General features: G+C 58.5%; 26 protein-coding genes. 13 read left to right on the top strand and 13 right to left on the bottom strand.

The window, feature by feature from the left end; translation table 11 throughout:
• Nucleotide 1: 1 nt before the first annotated feature.
• From AACZ19_RS02380 to AACZ19_RS02415, 8 genes are all read right to left on the bottom strand, one after another.
• Nucleotides 2-580 (bottom strand): hypothetical protein, encoded by a 579-nt coding sequence (locus AACZ19_RS02380; RefSeq protein ID WP_339630771.1) that lies wholly within the window; start codon nucleotides 578-580, stop codon nucleotides 2-4.
• On the bottom strand, nucleotides 561-806 hold the full coding sequence (locus tag AACZ19_RS02385) for an acyl carrier protein (RefSeq protein WP_339630772.1): 246 nt from the start codon (nucleotides 804-806) through the stop codon (nucleotides 561-563). The genes AACZ19_RS02380 and AACZ19_RS02385 overlap by 20 nt, the downstream gene beginning before the upstream one ends.
• Nucleotides 803-1,072, bottom strand: coding sequence for a phosphopantetheine-binding protein (locus tag AACZ19_RS02390; protein WP_339630773.1), 270 nt, complete (start codon nucleotides 1,070-1,072; stop codon nucleotides 803-805). The genes AACZ19_RS02385 and AACZ19_RS02390 overlap by 4 nt, the downstream gene beginning before the upstream one ends.
• Nucleotides 1,065-1,838, bottom strand: coding sequence for a lysophospholipid acyltransferase family protein (locus AACZ19_RS02395; protein WP_339630774.1), 774 nt, complete (start codon nucleotides 1,836-1,838; stop codon nucleotides 1,065-1,067). The genes AACZ19_RS02390 and AACZ19_RS02395 overlap by 8 nt, the downstream gene beginning before the upstream one ends.
• Nucleotides 1,831-2,568, bottom strand: coding sequence for a beta-ketoacyl synthase chain length factor (locus AACZ19_RS02400; RefSeq protein ID WP_339630775.1), 738 nt, complete (start codon nucleotides 2,566-2,568; stop codon nucleotides 1,831-1,833). Before AACZ19_RS02400 ends, AACZ19_RS02395 begins: the two co-directional genes overlap by 8 nt.
• Nucleotides 2,569-2,577: 9 nt before the next feature.
• Nucleotides 2,578-2,985 (bottom strand): hypothetical protein, encoded by a 408-nt coding sequence (locus AACZ19_RS02405; protein ID WP_339630776.1) that lies wholly within the window; start codon nucleotides 2,983-2,985, stop codon nucleotides 2,578-2,580.
• 170 nt (nucleotides 2,986-3,155) lie between these two features.
• Nucleotides 3,156-3,833, bottom strand: coding sequence for a 5-formyltetrahydrofolate cyclo-ligase (locus AACZ19_RS02410; protein WP_339630777.1), 678 nt, complete (start codon nucleotides 3,831-3,833; stop codon nucleotides 3,156-3,158).
• 22 nt (nucleotides 3,834-3,855) lie between these two features.
• A complete protein-coding gene (locus tag AACZ19_RS02415; RefSeq protein ID WP_339630778.1) occupies nucleotides 3,856-4,323 on the bottom strand; it encodes a group III truncated hemoglobin in 468 nt (155 codons plus the stop codon).
• Between the two features lie 82 nt (nucleotides 4,324-4,405).
• Between AACZ19_RS02415 and AACZ19_RS02420 the strand changes: the two genes are divergently transcribed.
• Entirely contained in the window at nucleotides 4,406-4,819 is a 414-nt protein-coding gene (locus AACZ19_RS02420; protein WP_339630779.1) for an Rrf2 family transcriptional regulator, read from the top strand.
• Between the two features lie 12 nt (nucleotides 4,820-4,831).
• Here the strand turns inward: AACZ19_RS02420 and AACZ19_RS02425 are convergent, their stop codons facing one another.
• Together AACZ19_RS02425 and AACZ19_RS02430 are read right to left on the bottom strand one after the other, a co-directional pair.
• Complete coding sequence (locus AACZ19_RS02425) at nucleotides 4,832-5,509, bottom strand: ChrR family anti-sigma-E factor (RefSeq protein WP_339630781.1); 678 nt, start codon at nucleotides 5,507-5,509, stop codon at nucleotides 4,832-4,834.
• Complete coding sequence (locus tag AACZ19_RS02430) at nucleotides 5,509-6,105, bottom strand: sigma-70 family RNA polymerase sigma factor (RefSeq protein ID WP_339630783.1); 597 nt, start codon at nucleotides 6,103-6,105, stop codon at nucleotides 5,509-5,511. Before AACZ19_RS02430 ends, AACZ19_RS02425 begins: the two co-directional genes overlap by 1 nt.
• 160 nt (nucleotides 6,106-6,265) lie before the next feature.
• Here AACZ19_RS02430 and AACZ19_RS02435 point away from each other — a divergent pair, with 160 nt between their 5' ends.
• From AACZ19_RS02435 to AACZ19_RS02445, 3 genes are read left to right on the top strand one after another with little or no spacing between them, the layout of a single operon-like run.
• On the top strand, nucleotides 6,266-7,597 hold the full coding sequence (locus tag AACZ19_RS02435; RefSeq protein WP_339630785.1) for an FAD-dependent oxidoreductase: 1,332 nt from the start codon (nucleotides 6,266-6,268) through the stop codon (nucleotides 7,595-7,597).
• Nucleotides 7,587-8,402: a DUF1365 domain-containing protein gene (locus tag AACZ19_RS02440; RefSeq protein WP_339630786.1), complete on the top strand. Its 816-nt coding sequence runs from the start codon at nucleotides 7,587-7,589 to the stop codon at nucleotides 8,400-8,402. The genes AACZ19_RS02435 and AACZ19_RS02440 overlap by 11 nt, the downstream gene beginning before the upstream one ends.
• Complete coding sequence (locus tag AACZ19_RS02445; protein WP_339630787.1) at nucleotides 8,403-9,647, top strand: cyclopropane-fatty-acyl-phospholipid synthase family protein; 1,245 nt, start codon at nucleotides 8,403-8,405, stop codon at nucleotides 9,645-9,647. It begins immediately after the preceding gene.
• Nucleotides 9,648-9,656: 9 nt separating this feature from the next.
• Here the strand turns inward: AACZ19_RS02445 and AACZ19_RS02450 are convergent, their stop codons facing one another.
• From AACZ19_RS02450 to AACZ19_RS02460, 3 genes are read right to left on the bottom strand one after another with little or no spacing between them, the layout of a single operon-like run.
• Entirely contained in the window at nucleotides 9,657-10,103 is a 447-nt protein-coding gene (locus AACZ19_RS02450; protein ID WP_339630789.1) for a nuclear transport factor 2 family protein, read from the bottom strand.
• Nucleotides 10,100-10,846: an SDR family NAD(P)-dependent oxidoreductase gene (locus tag AACZ19_RS02455; protein WP_339630791.1), complete on the bottom strand. Its 747-nt coding sequence runs from the start codon at nucleotides 10,844-10,846 to the stop codon at nucleotides 10,100-10,102. Before AACZ19_RS02455 ends, AACZ19_RS02450 begins: the two co-directional genes overlap by 4 nt.
• A complete protein-coding gene (locus tag AACZ19_RS02460) occupies nucleotides 10,797-10,955 on the bottom strand; it encodes a hypothetical protein (RefSeq protein WP_339630793.1) in 159 nt (52 codons plus the stop codon). Before AACZ19_RS02460 ends, AACZ19_RS02455 begins: the two co-directional genes overlap by 50 nt.
• Nucleotides 10,956-11,006: 51 nt before the next feature.
• On the opposite strand from AACZ19_RS02460, the gene AACZ19_RS02465 reads away from it, so the two are divergent.
• The 9 genes from AACZ19_RS02465 to AACZ19_RS02505 all read left to right on the top strand — a co-directional run bounded on the left by AACZ19_RS02465 (nucleotide 11,007) and on the right by AACZ19_RS02505 (nucleotide 24,461).
• On the top strand, nucleotides 11,007-12,596 hold the full coding sequence (locus AACZ19_RS02465) for an AMP-binding protein (RefSeq protein ID WP_339630795.1): 1,590 nt from the start codon (nucleotides 11,007-11,009) through the stop codon (nucleotides 12,594-12,596).
• A gap of 115 nt (nucleotides 12,597-12,711) precedes the next feature.
• Nucleotides 12,712-14,232 (top strand): acyl--CoA ligase, encoded by a 1,521-nt coding sequence (locus AACZ19_RS02470; RefSeq protein ID WP_339630797.1) that lies wholly within the window; start codon nucleotides 12,712-12,714, stop codon nucleotides 14,230-14,232.
• Nucleotides 14,232-15,212, top strand: coding sequence for a 2-dehydropantoate 2-reductase (locus AACZ19_RS02475; RefSeq protein WP_339630798.1), 981 nt, complete (start codon nucleotides 14,232-14,234; stop codon nucleotides 15,210-15,212). Before AACZ19_RS02470 ends, AACZ19_RS02475 begins: the two co-directional genes overlap by 1 nt.
• Nucleotides 15,213-15,347: 135 nt before the next feature.
• The gene (locus tag AACZ19_RS02480; RefSeq protein WP_339630799.1) at nucleotides 15,348-17,102 is read left to right on the top strand and encodes a gamma-glutamyltransferase; all 1,755 of its coding nucleotides are present in this window, start codon (nucleotides 15,348-15,350) and stop codon (nucleotides 17,100-17,102) included.
• A 47-nt stretch (nucleotides 17,103-17,149) separates the two neighbouring features.
• Nucleotides 17,150-18,283: a GNAT family N-acetyltransferase gene (locus AACZ19_RS02485; RefSeq protein ID WP_339630800.1), complete on the top strand. Its 1,134-nt coding sequence runs from the start codon at nucleotides 17,150-17,152 to the stop codon at nucleotides 18,281-18,283.
• A gap of 2 nt (nucleotides 18,284-18,285) precedes the next feature.
• Nucleotides 18,286-19,104: a thioesterase domain-containing protein gene (locus tag AACZ19_RS02490; RefSeq protein ID WP_339630801.1), complete on the top strand. Its 819-nt coding sequence runs from the start codon at nucleotides 18,286-18,288 to the stop codon at nucleotides 19,102-19,104.
• A complete protein-coding gene (locus tag AACZ19_RS02495; RefSeq protein ID WP_339630803.1) occupies nucleotides 19,097-20,926 on the top strand; it encodes an AMP-binding protein in 1,830 nt (609 codons plus the stop codon). The genes AACZ19_RS02490 and AACZ19_RS02495 overlap by 8 nt, the downstream gene beginning before the upstream one ends.
• Before the next feature lie 167 nt (nucleotides 20,927-21,093).
• Nucleotides 21,094-22,302, top strand: coding sequence for an acetyl-CoA C-acetyltransferase (locus AACZ19_RS02500; RefSeq protein WP_339630804.1), 1,209 nt, complete (start codon nucleotides 21,094-21,096; stop codon nucleotides 22,300-22,302).
• An 11-nt stretch (nucleotides 22,303-22,313) separates the two neighbouring features.
• Nucleotides 22,314-24,461 carry a 3-hydroxyacyl-CoA dehydrogenase NAD-binding domain-containing protein gene (locus tag AACZ19_RS02505; RefSeq protein ID WP_339630806.1) on the top strand — a complete coding sequence of 716 codons (2,148 nt, stop codon included), beginning with the start codon at nucleotides 22,314-22,316 and terminating at the stop codon, nucleotides 24,459-24,461.
• The last annotated feature ends 68 nt before the right edge of the window (nucleotides 24,462-24,529 follow it).

Consider the following 24,529-nt stretch of genomic DNA (forward strand, 5'->3'; position numbering starts at 1 on the left):
CTCAACTCACTTTTTTACGTTTCACATACTGGCGCAGAAGAAATTCCCCGCCGAACATCAGGCCAATCAGGATATAGGAAATGAAGCCGTTATAGAGCGTCCAAGTTGCCAGATCGCCATAGAGCGCCGTCCAGAGCGAAATGGCGGCGTTGAGGAGGAAAAAGACGACCCATGCCACGGTGACATTGCGGGTGTAACGGATGGCCTGCTCATCAAGCTCCCCCTCCATCATCCGGGCGAAGCGCTCGATGATCGTCGGCGGATTGAACAGGGAGTAGCCGAAAACGACGGCGAAAGAGAGGCTGATCAGGACCGGATAAGTCTTGATGGCCAGCAGTTCATTGACCATCAGCAGGACGGCAATCGCCGCCAGCACCGCCAGATAGATGCCAAATTCCGAGCGCCGGGCGCGGCGATGGCGTTGCAGCAGGAGGCGCAGGATCAGGAAAACCACCAGTGCCAGCCCGACCGTCAGGGGGGAGAAATGCACAAGGCCGAAATAAACGACAAACGGGTAGGCAAGACTGATCAGGACAAGCAGCAGGTCCAGCGGCCGTACCTTACGCCGCCAGGAGGGCATGAACCCGGTCCACCACATCGCCAACCGACCGCACAGTGCGGAATTCGTCAGGTGGAATTTTCTTGCCCGTCAGGTCCTGCAGCTTGACCACCAGATCGACGGCATCAATGCTGTCAAGATCGAGATCCTCATAGAGCCGCGCGTCCTCGGAAATCAGGTCCGGCGGAACCTCGAACATCTCTTCCAGATACTCGCGGAGCTTTTCATATACTTCGTCGCGGGTCATGCGCCCAGCTCCTTCCTTTCGGATTTAATGAAGCTGGCGAGGCTGCGGACGGAGGCGAAATGCTCTTTCAGGTCTTCATTTTTGGCGTTGATCTTAATGCCATAGGTCTTCTGGATGGCAACACCCAGTTCCAGAGCATCGATTGAATCAAGACCCAGACCGTCGACGAATAACCGCTCCTCGCTGTCGATTTCCTCGGGCGTGATATCCTCCAGATTGAGGGTCTTGATCACCAGTTTCTTAATTTCCTGTTCAAAATCATTCATTGCAAAGTTTTCCAACGTAAAATTGCTCAAGCTCCCGCGTGAGCTTGCGAACCTTTAATGATCTCGGTTCATGCCTCAGATAACCGTGCATGTCCAGTTGTTCATGAAAGGTTATATCAAATCGGGCCTGACGCGGCGGAATTGCATACCACGGGCTGCCTTTCGTCAGCGTCGATGGTTCACATTTTATAATTACAAGCTGTATTGGTGCATTAAAAAATGTCGCAATGTTGGCGACGCCGCGCTGAAATTTAAGCGCCTGCCCCGGCACCGAGCGGGTCCCTTCCGGAAAAACGAGAATATTCTGTCCGCTTTTCAGCGCCTTTTCGCACTCGCGCAGCATGGTTTCGGCATCACCGTCATTGCGGATATAGCCCGCCGCGCGCATCACCCCGCCGAGATAGGGGTTGGTCCAGAGTTCATGCTTGATGATGCATTGCACATCCGGCATGCGCGACATCAGGAAGACCGTATCCAGCAGGGAGGGATGATTGGCAATGATCAGCGCGCCATGGCATTCTTTCAACTTTTCCATCTCGTGAAAGCGGGAATCGATAATGCCGCCCACCCGCAGGAAATAAACGAATCCGCGAAAGGCATGATAGATAACCCGCCTCACCCGGCGGATTCGCGTCTCCTCATCGCGGGTGAACAACGAAATTGCGGGAAAGATGAAAATCGTCATGAAAATGCCGCCGATGCCGAACATCGAGAAAGCAAGGCCGGTGCCGAACAATCGCCAGACATAGTTCAGACGCTCACGCATGACGGCGGCACCACCAGTCCCCTTCGGCGCCGCACCAGCTCCAGTCAGCGTCCTCCCGCAGCAGGAACCGGATAAAACTTTTCAATGGATCACCGGACAGCTCCCGCGTCGGCGTGCCCTCAAAACCGAAACGATAAGTTCCTTCCCCCCCATCCCCCGGAGCGGAGAGCAGAAGCCCCAGCGCACAGACCGGTGTCTCCGGTTCCTGAAACGGGTTATAAAATTCGGGGAGTTTTTCGTCGCAATGCAGCAGGAGAACGGGCTTGGACGGGTCTTCGTGTAACCATGACAGCGCCTCGATCACGCCAAGGCACAAACTCTCCCCGCCCGCCGCTATGGCCGTATGGGATTCCCGGTTTTTGGCGATAATGGAGAGCATCCCAGCCAGCGAATTATGCACGGACATGCCGAATCCGGTGGGGGAGATCGGCTCATCTACCGACAGGCTCTGCAGGAGGGAGAGCATCTGGGTTACATTGCCGTTGCGCGAGCTGAAGACGACACGGGGCTCATCTTCCGCGCCGACGTCCATGGCCACCCGCAACGCGACCTTGCCGATCCGTGACAGCCGACGGCGCAATCCGGCAGGCAGATCGCGCACGTCGGGTGCATCGTCGGTGTCGGGAATATCGGCATTCCCTGCGGCCCAGTCCTGCCACGCCGCCGGGCTGCTCAGCTCCGGCGCCCAAGCGGCCCATCGCTGAACCGCGAAGGAAACCCCGGCGTCCAACTATCGCCCCTACGCACTCAGGGCAGCGACATTCATGTTCTTGTTGATGTCATTCTGCAGTGTGCGGATCCATTTATTGTAGCTGCGGTGAATATTCGCCCCGTCATACAGCAGATCGACGCTGGACACATAGTTGATGGAGTAACTGGTCTTGGTATAGGAGATTTCAACGACCGCCACATGGGTCCGGTTATGCAATGTCGCCTTCATCTTGCCCGGCTGGGCGTCACTGATAACCCAACCGCGGTTAATGGCAGAAGTCTGGATGATCGTGCCAATATTATCCAGCGAGGTTTCCTGAAGCTTGACCGGTACCGGGTTCGCCTCGGCGTTATAAATCGGCTGAACGCGCCCGAAACACCCACTGAGCAAAACCGCCAGCGCGGCCACCATCGCTATTTTAAAGAACTGTGTCATCATGCTTCCCCATATTGAATTCAAGACTATGCCAGGCATCCGAACCCGCGCCCGGACTGACTGCTGCTAGATTTACAACCGTTGCGGATGAATTGAAAGACCAAGCGTTGATTTTTTTGATATTTTCATTAGGTGACCTGCCCGCGACAGTGCCCACAAAATGTGAATATCTATGACAGGCTTGTCCCCAGCTCCGTCACCACCGCAGTCATGGCGATGTCATGCGGCTGCGGATAGATGGTGGGAATGCGCGCGCTTTCATAGCCGATGCCGATGGCGCGGGGTTTGCGTTCCAGCGCCGCGAGCGTGCGGTCGAAAAAGCCCCCGCCATAACCGAGGCGGTATCCTTCCACATCAAAACCAACCAGCGGTGCAATCACTACATCGGGTAGCGTTTCCGGTCCCGAAACCGGTGTCGGAATATCCCAGATTCCGGGTTCCAGCGGATCGCCCGGCGCCCAGAGGCGAAAGGCCAGCGGACGCCCTTTCGCAATCACCACAGGCAAGGCGACACGTCCGCCCCGCGCATATATCTCCGGTATCCAGGGGCGCAGGTCCGGCTCCCCCTTGATCGGCCAGTAAAGGCTGAGGGTAAGTCCGGCCATATCACCGACTACCGACTCCAGCCCTGCAATAATTTTTTGTTCGAATGCACGTCGTTCTTTCGCCGGAATGGCCAGCCGGTTGCTGAGAAGCCGCGTCCGCTCGGCCTTGCGCCAGCGCAGGACATCCTGGCCCGCCTGATAGTCCGGCGCTGGCACGAGGCCCATGTATACCGGGTCGATCTCGTGCATGTAACAGGGCGGAGAGGCAAATTCCGCTGACGCATCATCGCCATCGTCTTTCACGGAAACATTCTCCCCCTCATGTCTATCCCTCCAGCTCTGCATCAAGCTCTTCGTTCACATAACGCTCGTCCCGACCCAGCAGCACCTTGTTGCGGCTGGCGATGCCCAACTCGAAACTGCTGGCGATGCGGCGGGCACGATCCATGAAATACTCGGCCGCAGGCGGCGGGCAGACCTCATGGGCCGTCTCCTCAAACAGCGCGAGCCAGCGATCGAAATGCCGGGAATCGACCGGCAGGAAGACATGCTTGACCATGGGCTGGCCGTGATACTCCCCCGTCAGCAGCGTCACCGACGACCAGAAAATGCACATTTTCTGCAAATGCGTGTCCCAGTCCTCAATGCGGGCATCGAAAATCGGACCAAGAAGCTCGTCGTCGCGGATGCGCGCATAAAAGCGGTGAACGAGGGTTTCGATCATCGCATCATCAATACCGGTGCGGTTCTGGATTTCAGTCGTTATCGCGACCCTGTGGGGAGGTTGGGGCATGGTATTTTCCTAATAGGTATTTTAAATACCTATTTAACATGCTAGACTGCAAAATCCAAATATTTTCTGGGATGATAAGAAAATGCGCCTGACAAAATTTACCGATATCGCGCTGCGCGTTCTAATGGTGAGCGCCCATGATATAAGCCGGACCTATACGTCGGACGAGATTGCGCGCGAATTGAAGGTGTCCCACAACCACCTCGCCAAGGTAATCCGCGATCTGGCGAAAACAGGCATTGTTTCAACCCAGCGCGGCAGCGGCGGCGGCTTTCGCCTTGCCCGCCCCCCGCATTTGATCACCCTTGGGGAGGTCGTGCGCGGCCTTGAGGGGGACAGCTCAATTGTCGAATGTTTTCGTCCAGATGGCGGAAACTGCAGCCTGACGCCGCATTGCAAGCTGAAGGGACGTCTCGCCACCGCACGCGAGGCATTTCTGCGGGACCTCGACCGGACCAGCATCGCCGAATGCCTCTCCCCGGCACATGCTTTTTAAAACAGCTACGACTTATATCCCGAAGACCGGCTGGAGAAGACGGCTAAAGAATCCGGAGAATTTCAGCGGCGCATCCGTTGCGATCAGGCAAATGCAATCCTCCGCCGTGTCGGCGACGGGTTGATGGTTTGTCGTATCGTCGAGATCGGCGAAATCGCCTGCCTGAAACCGTCCCAGTTCATCTATGTAGGAGCCACGCAGGATAAGGGTCACCTCCTGACCGGAATGGCTGTGCTCGGGCAAGGTCTTGCCTGGCGCTATTTTTAACAGCCGGAGCGCGCCCTTCTCTCCCTCCGCCTGCTTCCAGGTAAGCGGGAAATGACTGACCCCCGGCACCAGCGTACGCCAGGGTATGTCATCCAACGATGACGGCATCCGGTTCGCAAGCGGCACCGGTACGCCCGTATCGACATAGGATCGTGAGTTTGCAGCCCCACTTGCCACCAGCAGGCTCTCCTGCTCCGCCCGGCTCGGGATAACTTCGGCAAGCTCCCGTTCCGTCCTTGCGAGTTCAAGAGGCTCCGCTTCCATGAGCAACAGTCCCGCCATGTCTTCCATCATCGTCAGGCTGCGCCGGCATTTAGGGCAGATTGCCAGATGGGTCGCGACAACAACGGACAAATTCTCCGCCAGCGTCCCGTTGGCATAGGCCATCAATGTATCATCGCCGATATGGTGTCGGATGGTCATCAATACACCTCCAGTTCCGCACGGATCTTACCAAAGGCCAGCCGCAGCCGGGACTTGACTGTCCCGAGCGGAATATCAAGCTCTTCAGCGATTTCTCCGTGCGATTTTTCATCAAAAAACGACATTCTGATTATCTTCATCTGTTCTGGCGGTAGCACTGCCATCGCCTTGCTTATCCGCTCCCGGTCCTGTTTGCGGCTGACCGCCTGTTCGCCTGTCTCCGGATCATCCGGCACATAGCAGGGGTCATTCGGATCGGGTTCCGGGCGGCTTTCTTTTCGCAGCCGGTCAATTCTCACATTGCGCGCGATCGTGTAGACCCAAGTCGATGCAGAGGCCTTGGAAGGATCAAAAAGTGACGCCTTGCGCCAGACTTTCATCATCGTCTCCTGCAGTACATCCTCGGCCGCGCTTTCCGCCAGTCCCCGCTTGATCAGAAAATATTTCAATCGGGGCGCAAGATCAGCAAAAAGACGCTTGAAGGCCAACGAATCGCCATTCTTTGCGACAGCCTCCAGATCGCGATCGAGATCGATCTCCTTCGGTTGTCCCTTGTCTTCCTTCACACTATGCCCGACACCGTCTTTTGACGTCATACCTGCCTTCAAATTGCCAACAGCCAATATGTTTCGCGCTTAGTCTACACCTATTACGGACAAATGTCGTAGATGGATCTCTTTCCTGTCCATTTTTGTGATCCAGTCTTGAAAATATCGCGTATTCCAAGCACAACATGAGTAACCGGCGGACGGACCTATGAAAAAAATTGCAGTGATCGGAAGCGGAATATCCGGCCTTTCAGCGGCCTGGCTGCTGTCACGGACACATGACGTCACCCTGTATGAAAAAGACGACCGCCTTGGTGGTCACAGCAATACGGTGGAAGTGGACGGTCATCAGGTGGATACGGGCTTTATCGTCTATAACCAGCTCAATTATCCGAATCTTGTCGCCTTTCTCGACCATCTGGGGGTCGCGAGCAAGCCCACGGAAATGTCATTCAGCGTCTCTCTCAACAAGGGGGCCGTTGAATATGCGGGCACTTCCCTCGGGGCAATGTTCGCCCAGAAATCAAACCTCCTCCGTCCGGCCCACTGGGGCATGATAAGGGATATCCTGAAATTCTACCGCGCGGCCCCGGCCCTGCTTCAGGATGCGGAGAAAGAGCATTGGACCTTGGGCGATGTCCTGGCCGCCGGACAATACGGCCAGGCCTTTACCGACCACCATCTGCTGCCCATGGGCGCGGCCATCTGGTCCACCCCGGCGGCGGACATGCTCGACTATCCGGCAGCGGCCTTTATCCGATTTTGCAGCAACCATGGCCTCCTGCAACTCAGCGACCGGCCAGAGTGGCGGACTATTAAAGGCGGCAGCCGAGAATATGTCACGCGGGTCGCGGACATCCTCAAAGACCGGGTCTATCTCAACAGCGCCGTCGCCGCGGTACATACGGACAAAACCGAGGTCATTGTTGAATGCCGCGATGGCCGCATGCAGCGGTTTGACGATGTGGTGCTCGCCACCCATGCAGATCAGGCACTGCATATGATCGCCGAGCCGAGCCCGGCGCAACGGAAGCTGCTGGGGGCCTTTTCCTATGAGAAGAACCTCGCCGTGCTGCACCGGGATGCCGCGCTGATGCCAAAACGGCGCAAGGCCTGGGCAAGCTGGAACTATATCGGGAATACCGGATCACAGGATGAGATGGAGGACAGCCTCTGTGTCAGCTACTGGATGAACCGCCTTCAGGGGCTTGACGCGGAGCAGGACTATTTTGTCACCTTGAACCCGGCGGTAGAGCCACGCTCCGGCACGGTGCTTCGAAGCTTTCCCTATGAGCATCCCCTCTTTGACACTGCCGCCATGGCCGCCCAGAAGTTGCTTTGGAATCTGCAGGGTCAAAAAAACCTCTGGTTCTGCGGCAGCTATTTCGGCTATGGCTTTCATGAGGATGGCATCCAGTCGGGCCTTGCAGTAGCGGAGGCGCTGGGTGGAACCCGGCGGCCCTGGAGACATGATCCCGCCGCGTCACGTATTCATTTGCCGGAGACCGGCACAGGAGCTGCTCTTGCCGATGTCGCCTGATAAACCGATGCTGAAAAGTGCGCTTTATAACGGGGTTGTCACCCACCGGCGGCTTACGCCGGTCGGACATCACCTGAAGTACAGGATTTTCTACCTGCTTCTCGATCTTGATGAACTGCCGGAAGTGGCCCGGCGGATCCCTTTCCTGTCGATCAACCGGCGCAACCTGGTCTCCTTCTTCACCCGGGATTTTGGGGTCGGCAAGCCGGACGATCTGAAACGTCATATACTGGAGACGGTCCGCGACAGCGGACTGGCGGTCGACGTGGCGGCGATCCGGCTGCTCTGTATTCCGCGCCTGTTCGGCTATGCGTTCAACCCGCTCAGCACCTATTACTGCTTCGATAAAGATGACGCCCTCATCGCCCTGGTCTATGAAGTGAGCAATACCTTTAAGGAGCGACAGAGCTATGTGCTTGCCGCCGGAGAGGCTGATGCAAAGGGGTTGTACAGGCAGACCTGCACAAAAGAGCTTTATGTCTCTCCCTTCCTGCCGATGGATTGCCGATATGAATTTTCCCTGCTGCCCCCCGGAGAAACGATCGCCCTTTCCATACGCCAGTTTCATGAGGACGCACCAATCCTGAATGCGTCCTTTATCGGGCAACATGCCGAGCTTAACTGGCGAAACCTCGGCGCGGCGCTCCTGCGGTTTCCCTTTAACAGCCTCAAGGTCATCGCCGGTATTCATTGGGAAGCGCTCAAGCTCTGGCTCAAGGGTGTGAAGCTGGTGGAACGACCGCGGGAGGTCACTGCCCCGCCCCCTGTCAGCCAGGGGCTTGTCGAAAAATATCAGGAGAAGTAAATGACTGATATCACGCCCCAACCTGACATGATGTCCGCCGGTCGCGAGAAACGGACTGTGAAACTGTCGCAGCTCGGTAACCCCTGGATCAAGGCGCTGACATACGGACTGTCGCGCATTGCTGTCGGTCAATTGACCCTGATCCTGCCGACGGGAGAACGGCTTGTTTTTGGGCCCGCCCGTGCGGAAGAGCCGCGCGCGATGCTCCATCTGCATACCGCCCGCGCCGCCCGGCGGATGATCCGGTCCGGCAATATCGGACTTGGTGAAGGTTATATGGCGGGAGACTGGTCGAGCCCCGATGTCAGGGCCCTGATCGAGCTTGCCATCCTCAATGAAAAGAAGCTGAATACCGCCCTGCTCGGGCGGTGGCGGGGTCGCCTTGTCCATTTCATTCGCGACTTGCGCACCCGCAACAGCCGGAGCGGCAGCCGCCGGAATATCGCCTATCATTACGATCTCGGGAATGAATTTTACGGCCACTGGCTGGATGAGACCATGACCTATTCCGCCGCGCTTTTCACTGAAACCAGGCAATCGCTGGGCGAAGCGCAGCGCCAGAAATACAGACGTATTGCAGAGCTGGCAAACCTTGATGAGTCATCGCGGGTTCTTGAAATCGGTTGCGGCTGGGGCGGGTTCGCCCGGCTTGCCGCCACGGAATATGGCGCCCATGTGGACGGTATTACCCTCTCCGCCGAGCAGCTAACGTTTGCCCGCGAGGCATCCGAGAAGGCGGAACTTACCAACCAGACGGCGTTTCATTATCGCGACTATCGCGACCAGAACGGCACCTATGACGCGATTGTCTCCATCGAGATGTTCGAGGCCGTGGGCGAGGAACATTGGAGCAGCTATTTCAAGGCGCTTAAGCGCAATCTGGCGTCCGGCGGACGGGCCATTGTCCAGGTCATCACCATTGACGAAAAACGCTTCGCGCAGAACCGGAACACGGCGGACTTTATCCAGCGATATATCTTTCCGGGTGGCAAGCTGCCGTCAAAGACCGCCTTTATCGAGGCGGCGGCAAAGGGCGGCCTGACCGCCACGATCCGCGAGGAATTCGGCGGTGACTATGCAACAACGCTGAACCTCTGGCGGGAGAAATTCCTGGCGAAATGGCCGGAGATTGAACCGCTCGGTTTCGATCAGCGGTTCAAGCGGATGTGGGATTATTACCTGCAATATTGCGAGGCAGGTTTTCGCCGAAAGTCCATCGATGTCGCCATATTCGAGCTTCGCTGATCCGCGTTATCAGGAGAGACGCAGCCGCCCCTTGATCAGCCTCAGCAACGCGCCAATAAACGGGATTTTCTCATAGAAATTTGAGGCGGCGTCCCAGTAATCGATATGGCTGGTGATAAACCCCGCCTCGTCAAAGCAGATTTCCGAGAGGCCGGTGAAGTCGATCTCTCCGATCTTGGGAACACGGCCGGTGAAACGCCATTTCAGGACAGCCGACCGCCCCCCTTGCCGCCGGAAGGTTTCGGTAATGTTAAAGGCGGGATCGTCCATATCCTCGAACATCTTCCGGAACAGCGCTTTGACCTTGTCCCGCCCGGTCACGCGGTTGAACGGGTCCTCAAATGACAGTTCATTCACTGCCAGCAGATCGAGGTCATTGATGCTATCCGGGGTCAATGTCTCGAAATATTTTGCATAGGCCACGAGAACACATTCATGGCGTTCCGTTGGTGTCATTGATTTGTCCCCTTGCGGATGAGCGGAATGGACAGGGCATAAGGCAACATCCGGATAAATTTCAGGATAAAGGCGAAACGACGCGGAAAGGCAATCTCGAACGACTTGCCCTCAATCCCTTTTCTGATGCGGCGGGCGGCATCGTCGGCCTCCATCAGGAAGGGCATCGGGAATTTGTTCCCCGCCGTCAGCGGCGTTTTCACGAAGCCCGGATTGACGAGCTGGATTGATATCCCGCTTCCCGCCATTTCCGCGCGCAGCCCTTCCGAGAGATTGATCAGGGCCGCCTTCGACGGACCATAGGCGAGCGCAAGCGGCAGCCCCTGATATCCGGCGACGGAGGCCAGCACAACAAGGTGTCCGGCATTGGCCTTGCGATAAAACGGCAGGACCTGCTCGATAACCCGCACCACACCGAGATAATTGACCTCCATGATCTTCGCGGCTTTCTCGCTTGAAAAATGATCGACGGACATGGGCTGATAGGCCCCTGCCCCGAGGATAACGATATCTGGCCCCGCGCCGTCCCCATAGAGCGTCTCCACGGCGGCGCTGATGGACGGCACATCCGTCACATCGATCGGAAGCGCGGTAATGCGATCAGGGTGAATGCCTGCAACCTCTGCCAGGGTTTCCTCGCTGCGGGCGCTGATAACAACATCCTTGCCGTCCGCGGCATATTGCAGAGCCAACTCACGCCCGATGCCGGTACTGCCGCCGATGATCCAGATTTTCTGTCCCATTGTCATCCATTTCAATTGATCCGATGTTACAGTTTTCTACGGAGAGGATATAGCCCTGGATCATCTCCGCATCAGTATTTTCCATTTTCTGCACGGCAGGACTGGTCATTCGCGACATTCCTTTTTATGATTTCGAAAAAGAATAACAAGGGACAGGGACATGACATTAATCGCCGCAATCGAACAATCCCACAAAGCTATGATCGAAGGCCGCGATGTTCCATGGCTGCTCCGCCAGTGGGTGGAGCGAACGCCGGATCAGCCGTTTATCATCTGGGAGCCTTTTGAAGGCAAGCCGGAAACGCTGACCTATGCGGATTTCAACGTCAAGGTGGAAGCCGTGGCCGCAGCCCTTCATGCGCGCGGGGTCGCGCTTGGCGACCGGGTGATGCTGCATCTCGATAACAGCCCGGAGTTTGTTATCTCCTGGTTTGCTTGTGCTCGTGTCGGCGCGGTGGCGGTCTCCACCAACACCCGTTCCGTCGCGCGGGATATGATCTATTTCGCTGATCACGCCGGGATTGTTGCCGCCATTACCCAGCCGTCCTTTGCCGAGCTGGTCAGTTCTTCCGCGCCGGGCATCAAGTTTCTCGCGGTTACCAATAATAATGCCGGCAGCCCGGGCATAGTTCCGGACGGCATCGATTACGTCCCCTTTGCCGAGCTGTTGTCGGAAACCGCGCCCTGCCCCGCGCGCGCCACGGACCCCTTCGCCAACCTTGGCGTGCAGTTTACCTCCGGCACGACATCGCGGCCCAAGGCGGTTCTCTGGACCCATGCCAATGCGATCTGGGGCGCACAGATGAATGCTGCCCATATGCGGCTGTCGGGCGATGATATCACGCAGGTCTTCCTGCCGCTCTTTCACACCAACGCGCAGTCCTATTCGATGCTGGGCAGCCTCTGGGTCGGCGGCACCATGGTCGTTCAGCCGCGATTCTCCGCCTCGCGCTTCTGGGAGGTGGCGATCCGCAACAACTGCACCTGGTGCTCCCTCATCCCGTTCTGCGTGAAGGCGCTGCTGGCGCAGGACCCGCCGCCGGATCACAGCTTCCGTTTCTGGAACCCGGCGGTCCGCATGCCCGAAGTCGAAGAAGCCTTCGGAATCCGCACATACGGCTGGTGGGGCATGACGGAAACCATCACCCAGGGCATCGTCGGCGATATCGACCATCCGGGCCCAACCCGCTGCATCGGCCGCGTCGCCCCGGGCTATGACATCGAAATCCGTCATGAGGACGGCCGCCACATCAAACCCGGGGAGCGCGGCCTGCTCTATATCCGCGGGGTGCGCGGCGTCAGCCTGTTCAAGGAATATTTCCGCAACCCCGAAGCCAATGAAAAGGCCTTCGATGCAGATGGCTGGTTTGAGACCGGCGATGTCATCCCCATGGATGAAAACGGCAACCTCTTCTTCGGCGACCGAGAAAAAGACATGCTGAAAGTCGGGGCGGAGAATGTCGCCGCCTCGGAGATCGAGGCGGTCATTCTGGAGAGCGGCTGGGTCAATGAATGCGCCGTGGTCGGGCAGAAACACACTATGCTGGATGAAGTGCCGGTGGTCTTCGTCACGCGCACAGCCGCCGCCCCCAAGGATCTGAAGGAACAGATCATTGCCCTCTGCAAAGCCAATCTGGCCGATTTCAAGGTCGTTCGCGATGTCATCATTCTGGAGGATTTCCCACGCTCGACCCTGGAGAAAATCGCCAAGAAGGAACTGCGCGAGAGCCTGCCCGTGATCGAGGCCTGATTAGCCCCGCCCAATGATCCCCATAGGCAAGTTTAGCGTGACAGGAGGCGGGTTAATGGGGCAATCTGCCTGACATAATAATTCGGGATTACAAACAGCAGGGATATTCAATCGAATGTCAGACACCACGACGCTTGAAAAACTCATCAGTAACGGAAAGGACGACATGCCGGCCATCGGCGCGCCGTCCCGATCTCCCCTGTCCTTTTCTGAACTTCGCAATCTTGCCTCGGCGACCATTGTGCGGTTGAACGAGCTCGGGATCGGGCGCGGCGACCGGGTGGCCATCGTGCTCCCCAACGGGCCGGAAATGGCCAGCGCCTTCGTCACTGTCGCCTGCGCGGCAACGACAGCCCCGCTCAACCCCGACTACAAGGCGGAGGAATTCGAATTCTATCTCGATGATCTGAAAGCAAAAGCCCTGCTCGTCGAGGAAGGCAGCAAGAGCCCGGCCGTAGAAGTCGCAAAAAAACTCGGTATCGCGGTGATCGAGCTGGTGGCGGGAGATAACACGCCCGCCGGATATTTCACCCTGAAGGGCGACAGCATCGGCACGGCCACGAAGTCCGGCGCCGCCGAGGCGGAGGATGTCGCGCTGATCCTGCATACTTCCGGCACCACGTCGCGGCCCAAAATCGTGCCGCTCAGCCATCGCAATGTCACTGCCTCAGCGCGAAATATTGCCCGCTCCCTCAATCTGGAGCCGGCGGATAAATGCCTCAACATCATGCCGCTCTTTCATATTCACGGGCTGATCGCGGCGGTCCTTTCGTCACTTCAGGCGGGCGCGAGCGTGACCTGCACGCCGGGGTTCAATGCCCTCAAGGTCTTCGGCTGGATCGCGGATGAAAGCCCGAGCTGGTACACCGCCGTACCAACCATGCATCAGGCCATTCTGGCCCGCGGCGGACGCAATGAGGAAATCGTCAAGGCGGCGAAGCTGCGGCTGATCCGCTCCTCCTCCGCCTCGCTGCCGCCGCAAGTCATGACCGCGCTGGAAGAGATGTGGGGCTGCCCGGTGATCGAGGCCTATGGCATGACCGAAGCAGCGCATCAAATGGCGGCAAACCCGCTGCCGCCCGCGAAACGCGTGCCAGGCAGCGTCGGGATTGCGTCTGGACCGGAAGTGGCGATCATGTCAGCGGAGGGGAAAGTGCTAGCCTCTGGCGAAACCGGAGAGATCGTCATTCGCGGCGATAATGTCACGGCAGGTTATGAGAATAACCCCAAGGCCAACGCGGAGGCTTTCACCGACGGCTGGTTCCGCACTGGCGATCAGGGTGTCATGACCGACGACGGCTATGTCACCATCACCGGGCGTCTGAAGGAGATCATCAATCGCGGGGGCGAGAAAATCTCGCCGCGAGAAGTCGATGAAATCCTGCTCAATCATCCCGCCGTCGAGCAAGTGGTGACCTTCGCCCTGCCCCATGACAAACTGGGGGAAGATGTCGCGGCGGCGGTTGTCCTGAAAGACGGGCAAACGGCAAGCGAGGCCGAGCTTCGCGATTTCGCGGCCAAAAGCCTCGCCGCCTTCAAGGTGCCACGCAGCATCACGCTGCTTGATGAAATCCCGAAAGGGGCGACCGGTAAACTGCAACGCATCGGCATGGCCGAAAAACTGGGACTGGTATAATGAAAATATGCATTTATGGCGCCGGGGCCATCGGTGGCCTGATCGGCGGATTGCTGGCGCGTAAAGGAGATGCGGAAGTGTCGCTTATCGCCCGCGGACCCCATCTTGCCGCCATTCAGAAAAACGGCCTGACGATCAAGGGACCTGAGGAAACCTTCACTCTGGATAACATCACGGCCACGGACGATCCGGCAGAACTGGGGCCGCAGGATTATGTAATCATCGCCCTCAAGGCCCATTCCGTCGCCGGCATCGTTGACAAGATGCAGCCTCTGCTCGGCCCGGAGACGGCGGTTGTGGCGGCACAGAACGGCGTACCCTGGTGGTATTTCTACGGCCTCGAAGGAGAGACACAGGACCGGCGGGTCAAGGCGGTCGATCCGGATGGCAAGATCTGGGACGGAATCGGCCCGGAACGCGCCATCGGCTGCGTCATCTATCAGGCGGCGGAAGTCTCGGAACCCGGCGTCATCGCCCATATGGCGGGGGACCGCTTTCCGGTCGGCGAACCGACGGGCGAACGGACGGAGCGGGTCAAGACTCTCTCCAAACTGCTGATCGGCGCCGGGCTAAAGGCCCCGGTCCGGACCGATATCCGCTCCGATATCTGGGTAAAACTCTGGGGTAACCTCAGCTTCAACCCGATTTCCGCCCTCACCGGCGCAACGCTCGACCTTATCACCGGCAATCCGGAAACCCGTGCTGTTGCCCGGAAAATGATGCTGGAAGCGCAGGCCATCGGGGAATCCCTCGGTGTTAATTATCCGATCGATGTGGATGCCCGGATCGAGGGGGCGGCCGGTGTCGGTCCGCATAAAACATCGATGCTGGTTGATCTTGAAAGCGGTCGCCCGATGGAGATTGATGCGCTGGTAACCGCCGTGCAGGAAATGGGGTCGATTACCGGGCATGCCACCCCGACGATCGATACCGTCGTCTCGCTGCTGCGGCAGAAGGCCAGGCTGCTTGGTTGCTATTAGATAGCGGGAGGCCATATTACTGGTCATATCCGTCGCAAAACTTTGCCGGATTAAAGAGAAATTTAACGGTATTTATTGCATAATCATGTTTTTTAACACGGGACTGGCCGAAGCAATTGCAGCCAGTTGATCTGAATGGCAAGTCAAAGCGGGGCGCAAACCGCCGCCACTAACGATAGCTATGCTGTCTCCGTCGGCCATGATATTGCGGCTGGTATAGCGGCAGATGTGCTGGAGGCGGGGGGAAATGCCGTTGATGCCGGGGTTGCGGCCTCCATCGCGCTGACCGTCCTGCATTCGGAGCAGGTGCAGTTTGGTGGCGTCGCACCGATCCTTGTCTATATTGCCGGAGAGAACCGGTATTTCTCCATCGAGGGCGCCGGGCGATGGCCCGCCAGTACAACGCCAGATTATTTCCGGGAGAAGCACCGCGGACGTATTCCGCAAGGTATTTCGAGAACCGTTGTCCCCGCCGCACTGGATGCCTGGCTGACGGCGCTTGCCCGATTCGGCACCATGGGATTCGCCGATCTCGCAGCCCCGGCGCAGGCTCTTGCTGCGGACGGCTTCCCCGCCCATGACGATCTCGTCTCCTGCTCCACCCAGTTCGAGCGTTACTACCGCCGCATCAGCGATGATAATGCCCGTATCTGGCTGCCCAATGATGCGCCCGTAAAGCCGGGACAGATTTTCCGCCTGCCTGACCTTGCTAGTACAATCGGTATACTGATCGACGCCGATCGAAAAGCCTCCTTGAAATCGGGCCGCGCAGCCGGACTTCAGGCCGTGCATGATGCCTTTTACAAGGGCGAGATTGCCGAGGCCATGATCCGTCATGTACAGGCATGTGATGGCTGGCTCACGCATGCCGACCTCGCCGCCCATCGCACACCCGTCGTCGAAGCGACCGGGGCCGATGTTTTCGGCGGAAGACTTTATACGCCGGGAAGCTGGACGCAGGGTCCGGCCCTGTCCCAGGCACTGCAAATCCTGAAGGCAACCAATATTTCCCTCCATCCCCGTCAATCTGCTGAAGCCTGTCATGTCATAATAGAGGCGCTGAAACTCGCGCTGGTGGACCGGGAAGCCTATTACGGCGATCCGGATTTCGTAGATGTCCCGATGGAAGCCCTGCTCTCCCACGCCTATGCCGCCACCCGCGCCGCCATGATCAAGATGGACGCGGCGATCCAGCCGCTTCCGCCCGCCGGAGATGTTGCAGAACGCAGCACGCCCACCTCGTCCCCCGCCACGGCGCCGGAGGAGGAAGCGGTGTCGCTGGACACCTCCGTCGCGGCGGTGATCGATGGCGCCGGAAATATCTTTGCCTCAACACCGAGCGATCCATCCTTCGATGGTCCCGTCGTGCCGGAACTCGGCTTTGTCATCTCGACCCGTGGGGCGCAAAGCTATGTGGATGCGGAGCATCCAGCCTGTCTTGAAGCCGGAAAGCGCCCCCGCGTCAGCGCCTATCCGATGATCTTTCGAGACGCAAACGGACGCCATATCGCCGGCGGCGGTCCCGGCGCGGATTTGCAGCTTCAGGCCATGGTGCAAGTGTTGACATACCATCTCGCCTATGACCTAAGCCTGACTGACGCGACAATTGCGCCGCGCGTGTTTACCCATGGCGTTCCGGCCTCTACCGAGCCGCATTTGTCCTTCGCCGGAAAGGTTGTCATTGAAGATGAAATACCGGAGGCAATGCTGACAGACCTCTCTGCACTTGGACATAAGGCATCCCATGGGAAAGCAAGTGGCATCGCCAAGCCGTCCATCTGCCTCGTCGCCAGTAATCAAGATGGCACGCTGGAAGCGGTTGGCGATCCGCGGCGCGCCAGCGGTCAGCGTCTCAAGCGTGGCCCCAGCAATGGAAAGGCAGTCGGTTGAGCGCTTCGCCCCATATGGATAGTGGAACCGTTTCGGTTCATACCGCCATGGCTGACATTCCGCCGGAGGATTGGAACCGCTGCGCCGGTCCGGACAATCCCTATGTCTGGCACAGCCATCTGCTGGCACTGGAGGAAAGCGGTATCGTGAGCCCGGAAAACGGCTTTCATCCCCGGCACATCGTTCTGCGGGACAGGGATGGCAAAGTTGTCGCGACCGCACCCGCCTATCTCAAGGATCATTCGGAAGGCGAGTTGGGCGTCGATCTCGGTCTCGCCATGGCCCACAACCGGGCGGCGGGTCCCTATTACCCGAAGCTTCAGGTCGAAGTGCCGATGACACCGATCACCGGGCCGCGTTTGCTGATAAGCAAGGACGTGAATGAAGCAGAAACCCGACAGAGCCTTCTCGCGGCGCTTCGGCAGCAAGCTGAAAAAGAAAGCGCTTCCTCTGTCCAGATCACCTATATGACGGAACCGGAATGGAATGCCACGGAAACTGCCGGTTTCCTGAAAAGCGAAGGCAATGCCTATGTCTGGCGCAATCCGGGCCTGAAGAGCTTTGACGATATCCTGGCAACAATGCATTCGCGTGGCCGTTCGAAAATCCGCCGAGAGCGCAGGAAAGTCGCCGCCGAGGGATTGACGTATCGAACCTATCGCGGAGACAGCCTCAGCGCAGAACTGACGGCGCCTTTTTTCGAGATGTATACGGCGACCTACAGTTACAACAAAACGGAACTCTGGCATAACCCCGCCTATTTCGAGCAGATCTTTACGACCATGCCTGATGTTCAGGACCTCACCTTCGCCTACCGAGGCGACGTACCAGTGGCTATGCTGCTCAGCATTCTAAGCGAGGATACAATCTACGCCCAGCATTGGGGACATTCGGGCGACATCCGTTTCCTGCATTTCGAACTTGGCATATACCAAACGGTCGAAGCCGCGATCAGAGACGGGAAAACCGCCATTAATTTTGGCACAACCGGGCAGCACAAGGCCGAACGCGGGATCGGGATGGAACCGGCCTATCACAGCCTGTGGTTCCGTTCCGAAGAGTTTCTGGACATTGCCGCAATGGGCATAAAACGCAAGCGTGCCGCCGCCGAGAAAGAGCGCGACGAGGAAAACGCCCGTCTGCCCTTTCCACTGGGCGATCAAGAGGAAGGCGGGAGGTGAATATGCAAAAATCGCAAAACTCCCTGCCCCGCACCCTGACGCGCATGAATAGTGCGGAGACGAACGGCAGCATCGTCTTCCTTCCGGATTTTGGCGGCAATGTTATCTATGCGCAACCGCTCCAGAAAGTATTTTCTGCGGATTATTCATGCTTTGGCGCGCGTCTAGCACCGGACATGGTAGAAAGTCTCGATGATCTCGGATTGATAGAGATCGCCGTGCGCTTTGCCACGGACATTCACCAGAGCGATATTCCACGACCAATTCATATCTGCGGCTTTTCCTTCGCTGGCCTGCTGGCCTTCGAGACGGCTCGGCATCTTTCCACGCTGGAGCCATGGGCGGGCGAACTGTTCATTCTGGATACCCGCATCCGCCCGCGAACTCTCGCCGCGCGTTTCATCCGCAATCCGATACAGGAAATTCTCTATGCCGCCCGCTACTCCGTCCGCAACTGGCGCACCCTGCTGCCGGGCAGGGAAGATCCCCTGATTCTGCACCGCTACGGACAGATTCGCATGGACCTCGGCAACCACGGAGAAGCCCACCGCTCCATCATTCGCCAGATGTATGCAAAGATGGCGGAATATACCCCCCTTCCCTGGACCGGCTCGGCCAGCGTATTTCGCGCCGAAAATGTCCAGTGGGGCTATCGTCTCGATGATCTCGGTTGGGGCCAGCTGATCAGCGGTCCGATCACGCTTATCAATGTGCCGGGAGATCATCTTTCCATGCTGCGCACGGCGGAAAATGCCGCCATACTTGCCGATAAAATGCGCCTTCGGCTGGAAACAGTACAAAAGGAATCAGTAAATGTTTGAGTTGCCGATCAAGCCGGGCGTTCATGCTTTCGATCATTTTTGTGCCCATCTCGACCGGATGCTGGAGGCAAATACCAGCAAAGAGTTCGCGGAACTCGCAAACGGAGCTGTTTCCTATGAGACGCTGACGCGCGATATGCGTCGTCTTGGCGCGGCGTTTGCGGAAGTCGGCCTTGGAACCGGAGACCGGGTCCTTGTCGCCTCCAAGGATGAAGGGGCAACGGTGAAGCTCTTCCTCGCGCTGCTGCGCGCCGGGATGACGCCCGTGATCGGCGATGCCGAGATTACTGGACCGGAGCTTGGCGAATTGATAGACGTCTGTGATCCCGCCGCGCTTTATGCGGACGAAGCCATGCTGGCCACTGCATCGCTCGGCAGCAAACTGCCTCAATCGCGGATTATCCCGATCAGCGACATCCATGATGTCCTGTCAAACGGCCGCGATCCCGGCGGCTGGCCCGCCATTGAGGCCCGGCCCGACGTCGCGCTTCTGGTACTGACTTCGGGCACGACATCGACGCCGAAGGCCGTGGAGCTGACCCATGAAAACCTGATTGCACAGCTCGCGATTTTCGAAGATATCTACGGTTTTGACAGCGCTACGCGGCTTCTCAACCTGCTGCCGCTGCATCATGTGGACGGTTTGATCCGCGGGCCGCTTGTCGCCCTCTGGTTCGGCGGCCATCTCTATCGCCAGACGCCGTTCTCCGTGCAGAACGTCCCGGCGATCCTGAAAGAATTTGGCGAAAAGAACATCACCCATTTCATCACCGTGCCCGCCATGCTCCGTATCGTCGCCCGGATTGGCAGCGACGACAGAGAGGCCTTCTCTGGCCCGGATTTCCGCTTTATCCTGTGCAGCGCCGATCTTCTTGACGCCGCTCTCTGGCGCCATGTTGAAGAGACTTTCAACGTCCCGGTGGTCAATGCCTATGGTCTGAGCGAGGTGGTCTGCGATGCCCTTTTTGCCGGACCGGACAATGCCTCCCGGCGGATCGGATCGCTCGGCCGGCCGCATGGTTGCACGGCGGCTATTCTGGATGATGATTTCCGTCCTGTTCCCGAAGGGGAGGCCGGAGAGCTGGTGCTATCCGGACCGACAGTCATGCGCGGATATTTCAACGCGCCGGAACTGACCGCAACCGTTATTCGCAACGGGTCCTTCCATACCGGCGACTATGCCCGCGTGGGGCCGGACGGGCTCTATGATTTTGTTGGCCGCAAGAAAACCGCGATTGTCTCCGCCGGAGCGACGATCCATCCTGAATCCGTGACCATTGTCCTGACCACCATGCCCGGCGTGGCGGAGGCGGTTGCCTTCGGTGTGCCCGATGCGGCGCGCGGAGAAAAGCTTGTCGCGGCAATTGCCCCGCAGCCCGGCCATGAGATTACCGCCGCCGACGCCTTCGCCTTCTGTCGCAAGCATCTCTCGGCGGAGCGGACACCGGCCGAATTCCGGATCATGGCCTCCCTGCCGCGCGGGGCGTCGGGCAAAGTCCTGATGGCCGAACTGACGGCCGGGACAGCCGCTGCGCCCGCGGGCCTCGCCGAAGAGCAGGCCTCCTTTACAGAGGAAAGCGGTAGCCTGGAGGAAAAGGTCTGCATGGTGGCCGCCAAATGTTTCAATGTCGATGCAGCGGGCCTGTCCGCAGAGTCAACGCCGTTCAATACCGATGGCTGGGATTCGCTCGCGCATATGACCCTGATCGAAGAGCTGGAGCTAACCTTCGATATGCAGTTCTCCGCCGCCGAGATTGCCTCGATTGCCGCCCTTGGCGATGCCATCGAATTTATCGAAGGGGCGCTCGACGCCAAGGCGTAGCGCCACCCGCTCCGTCCCCCCCTCCTTCTGTAATTTTCCGCTGCTCCTGAGTCGGCATTGACGGTTGCTTTTGCCTGCGCGTAGACTACCTCAACAGTAGAGCGTCTCAACATATGTCGCGCAGATAATCTGAACCCACAAGAGTTCCCCATCAGGAGAGAACGGCAATGACCGAAGCAGCCTTCATTTATGACGCAATCCGGACCCCCCGATCCAAGGGAAAGGCCGATGGCTCGCTGAACGAAGTAAAACCCATCACGCTGGTCACCACGCTGCTCAATGAGATGCAGCAACGTCATGATCTGGATACCTCCCGCGTCGATGACGTCATGCTCGGCTGTGTCGCCCCGGTGAAGGAACAGGGATCGGTGCTGCCGAAGGTCGCATTGCAGGTCGCGGGCTGGGATGAAAGCGTGCCCGGCGCCCAGGTCAACCGCTTCTGCGCCTCGGGCCTCGATACCTTCAACACCGCCGCGGCCAAGGTCGCCAGCGGCTGGGAAGATCTGGTCTGTGCGGGCGGCTACGAGAGCATGAGCCGCGTGCCCATGGGCAGCGACGGCGGCCCTTTCGCGGAAGACCCGGAAACCGTGCTGGCGACCGGGTTTGTGCCGCAGGGCATCGGCGCCGACCTGATTGCCACGATTGAGGGATGGTCCCGCGACGATGTCGATGAATTCGCTGTCCGCAGCCAAAAGCTCGCCGCCAAGGCCCGCGACAGCGGCTGGTTCGATAAATCCGTTGTGCCGGTCCGCGATGAGAACGGCCTGATCATTCTGGAGAAGGACGACTTCATCAAGCCGGATACGAATATGCAGACGCTCGGCAGCCTGAAGGCGAGCTTCGCCGGTCCCGGTGCCATGGGCTATGACGAGGTTGCCCTCGCCCGCTATCCGCATGTCGAGCGGATCAACCATGTGCATACCCCCGGCAACTCTTCCGGCATCGTCGACGGCGCCTCGCTGGTGCTGGTCGGTAACGAGAAGGTCGGCAAGGAACTGGGCCTGACGCCACGCGGGCGGGTTCTGGCAATTGCCCTGACGGGTACCGACCCGACGATCATGCTGACCGGTCCCGGTCCGGCCTCGAAAAAGGCGCTGGAAAAGGCCGGGCTTACCCTTGATGATATTGATTTGGTAGAAATTAACGAGGCCTTTGCCTCCGTCGCCCTCCGGCTCCAGCGTGATCTTGATGTCCCGGACGAAAAGCTCAATGTGGTGGGCGGCGCCATCGCCATGGGCCATCCACTGGGGGCGACCGGCGGCTGCCTCGTCTCGACCATGCTGGACGAGCTGGAACGGCGCAATCTGAAACGCGCGTTGCTCTGCATGTGCGTCGGCGGCGGCATGGGCATCGCCTCCATCATCGAACGTGTGTAGGAGGCAGGATCATGACCGGATTCAGATACGAGAAAGACGCGGATAATATCGTCACCGTCACCATGGACATGCCAGGTCAATCGGCCAACACCATGAGCGACGCCTATGACGGCTTTATGGGCAAAGCGATTGAGGCTCTTGAAGTGGAAAGCGATCTCGCGGGTGTCGTCTTTGCCTCGGCCAAGAATACCTTTTTTGCCGGCGCCGACCTCAACTCCATCCTGACGGCAGGTGAGTCTGTTGAGGATTTCTTTAAGCATATCGAGAATTCCAAGGGCTATTTCCGGCGGATCGAGAAACTCCCGGTTCCCGTCGTCGCCGCGATCAACGGTGCGGCGCTCGGCGGCGGGTACGAGCTCTGCCTTGCCTGCAATTACCGGATTGTCGTTGATAACCCCAAGGCCATCGTCGGCCTGCCGGAAGTGACCCTCGGCCTGTTGCCGGGGGCTGGCGGTGTCGTGCGGCTGACGGCGCTGCTCGGCCTGGAGAAGGCCCTGCCCCGCCTGCTGGAAGGCAAGCCCGCCAAGCCCGGCATTGCGAAGGAGGAAGGGATGGTCGATGCGATTGTCGGCTCCGAAGAACAGCTTGTTCCGGCGGCGAAAGCCTGGATCAAGGAGAACCCGGACGCAAGCGCACAGCCCTGGGATCGCAAGGGGTTTAAATATCCCGGCGGCAGTGCGGATGCGCCCCATATCCGCATGACGGCGACGGTTGCCCCGACGATGCTCTACAAGCGAACGCGCGGCCTGATGCCCGCCCCAGAGCATATTCTCGATCTTGCCGTCAACTCCATGCGGATGGGTTTTGAAAGCGCGCTCCGGGCCGAGAGCCGGGGACTCTGCACTTTGGTACAAACACCGGAAGCAAAGGCCGCCATTGCCACCTTTTTCTTCGGCCTGAATGGCATCAAGAACGGCAAATTCCGTCCGGAGGGCGAACGCTGGAAAGCGAAAAGCTCGACCGTTTTGGGGGCCGGCATGATGGGCGCCGGAATCGCCTGGGCCCATGCCGCGCGTGGTCTGCCGGTGTACCTCAAAGACACCGATCTTGAGAAGACGGCGAAAGGCAAAGCCTATTCCGAAGAGCTGGTCGCCAAACGGATCAAGCGCGGCCAGATGGAGGATGAGGACGGCAAGGAACTGCTAGATCACATCAAGCCAACCGACAAGGATGCGGCCTTTGCCGGGTCCGATATTATCATCGAGGCCGTGTTCGAGGATATTTCCCTGAAGGAAATTGTTATCCCCGAAACATTCAGGCAGCTTGGAGAAAACGGAATTTACGGCTCCAACACCTCGACCCTGCCAATCTCGATGCTGGCGGCGGCCTGCCCGGACCCGACCCGCTTTGTCGGAATCCATTTTTTCTCCCCCGTTGACAAGATGCAGCTGGTGGAACTCATTAAGGGCGAAAGAACCAGCGACGAGACACTACGCAAGGCCTATGACTACGTGACGCAGATCGGCAAGATCCCGATCATCGTCAATGACAGCCGGGGCTTCTTTACCTCCCGCGTCTTCGGCACCTTCACCGATGAGGGCGCAAGCCTGATCGTCGATGGCGTCGATCCGGCCCTGATCGAGCGGGCGGCGTGGAAGGCCGGGATGCCGGTCGGCCCCCTCGCCGTCGCCGATGAAGTCAGCCTCGTGCTACAGAAGAAGGTCCATGACACCCACAAGGTTCTCGATGAACGGCTGGGGCTCACGGACGGCTTCCCGAGTAATAACGACGCAACCGTCGCCGTTAACCACAAGATGGTGCAGATGGAGCGCGGCGGACGCCAGTATGGCGGCGGTTTCTATGATTATGCGGCGGACGGCAGCAAGACGCTCTGGCGCGGGGTCGAACAGTTCATGAAGGGCAACAGCGAGATTCCCATGTGTGATATCGAAGACCGGATCATCTATCGCCAGGTGATCGAGACATTGCGCTGCTATGACGAAGGGGTATTGCGCAACGAGGTCGAGGCCAATGTCGGCTCGATCTTCGGGATCGGCTTCCCCGCCTATACCGGCGGCGCGCTGCAGTTCATCCATGGCGTCGGGATCGATGCGTTTGCCAAACGGGCGAAAGAGCTGGCTGAGGCTTATGGCGATCGCTTCGCGGTTGCCCCCTCCGCTCTCGATAAACTGAGAAAAAAAGAACAAAAGGCCGCATAAAGGCGCCCGTCGGAATCATCTGATCGCACTGTCCCGGAATAGCGGTTGCCATATGGTGCGATCCTATT

Source organism: uncultured Sneathiella sp., from assembly GCF_963973085.1.
Taxonomy (GTDB): domain Bacteria; phylum Pseudomonadota; class Alphaproteobacteria; order Sneathiellales; family Sneathiellaceae; genus Sneathiella.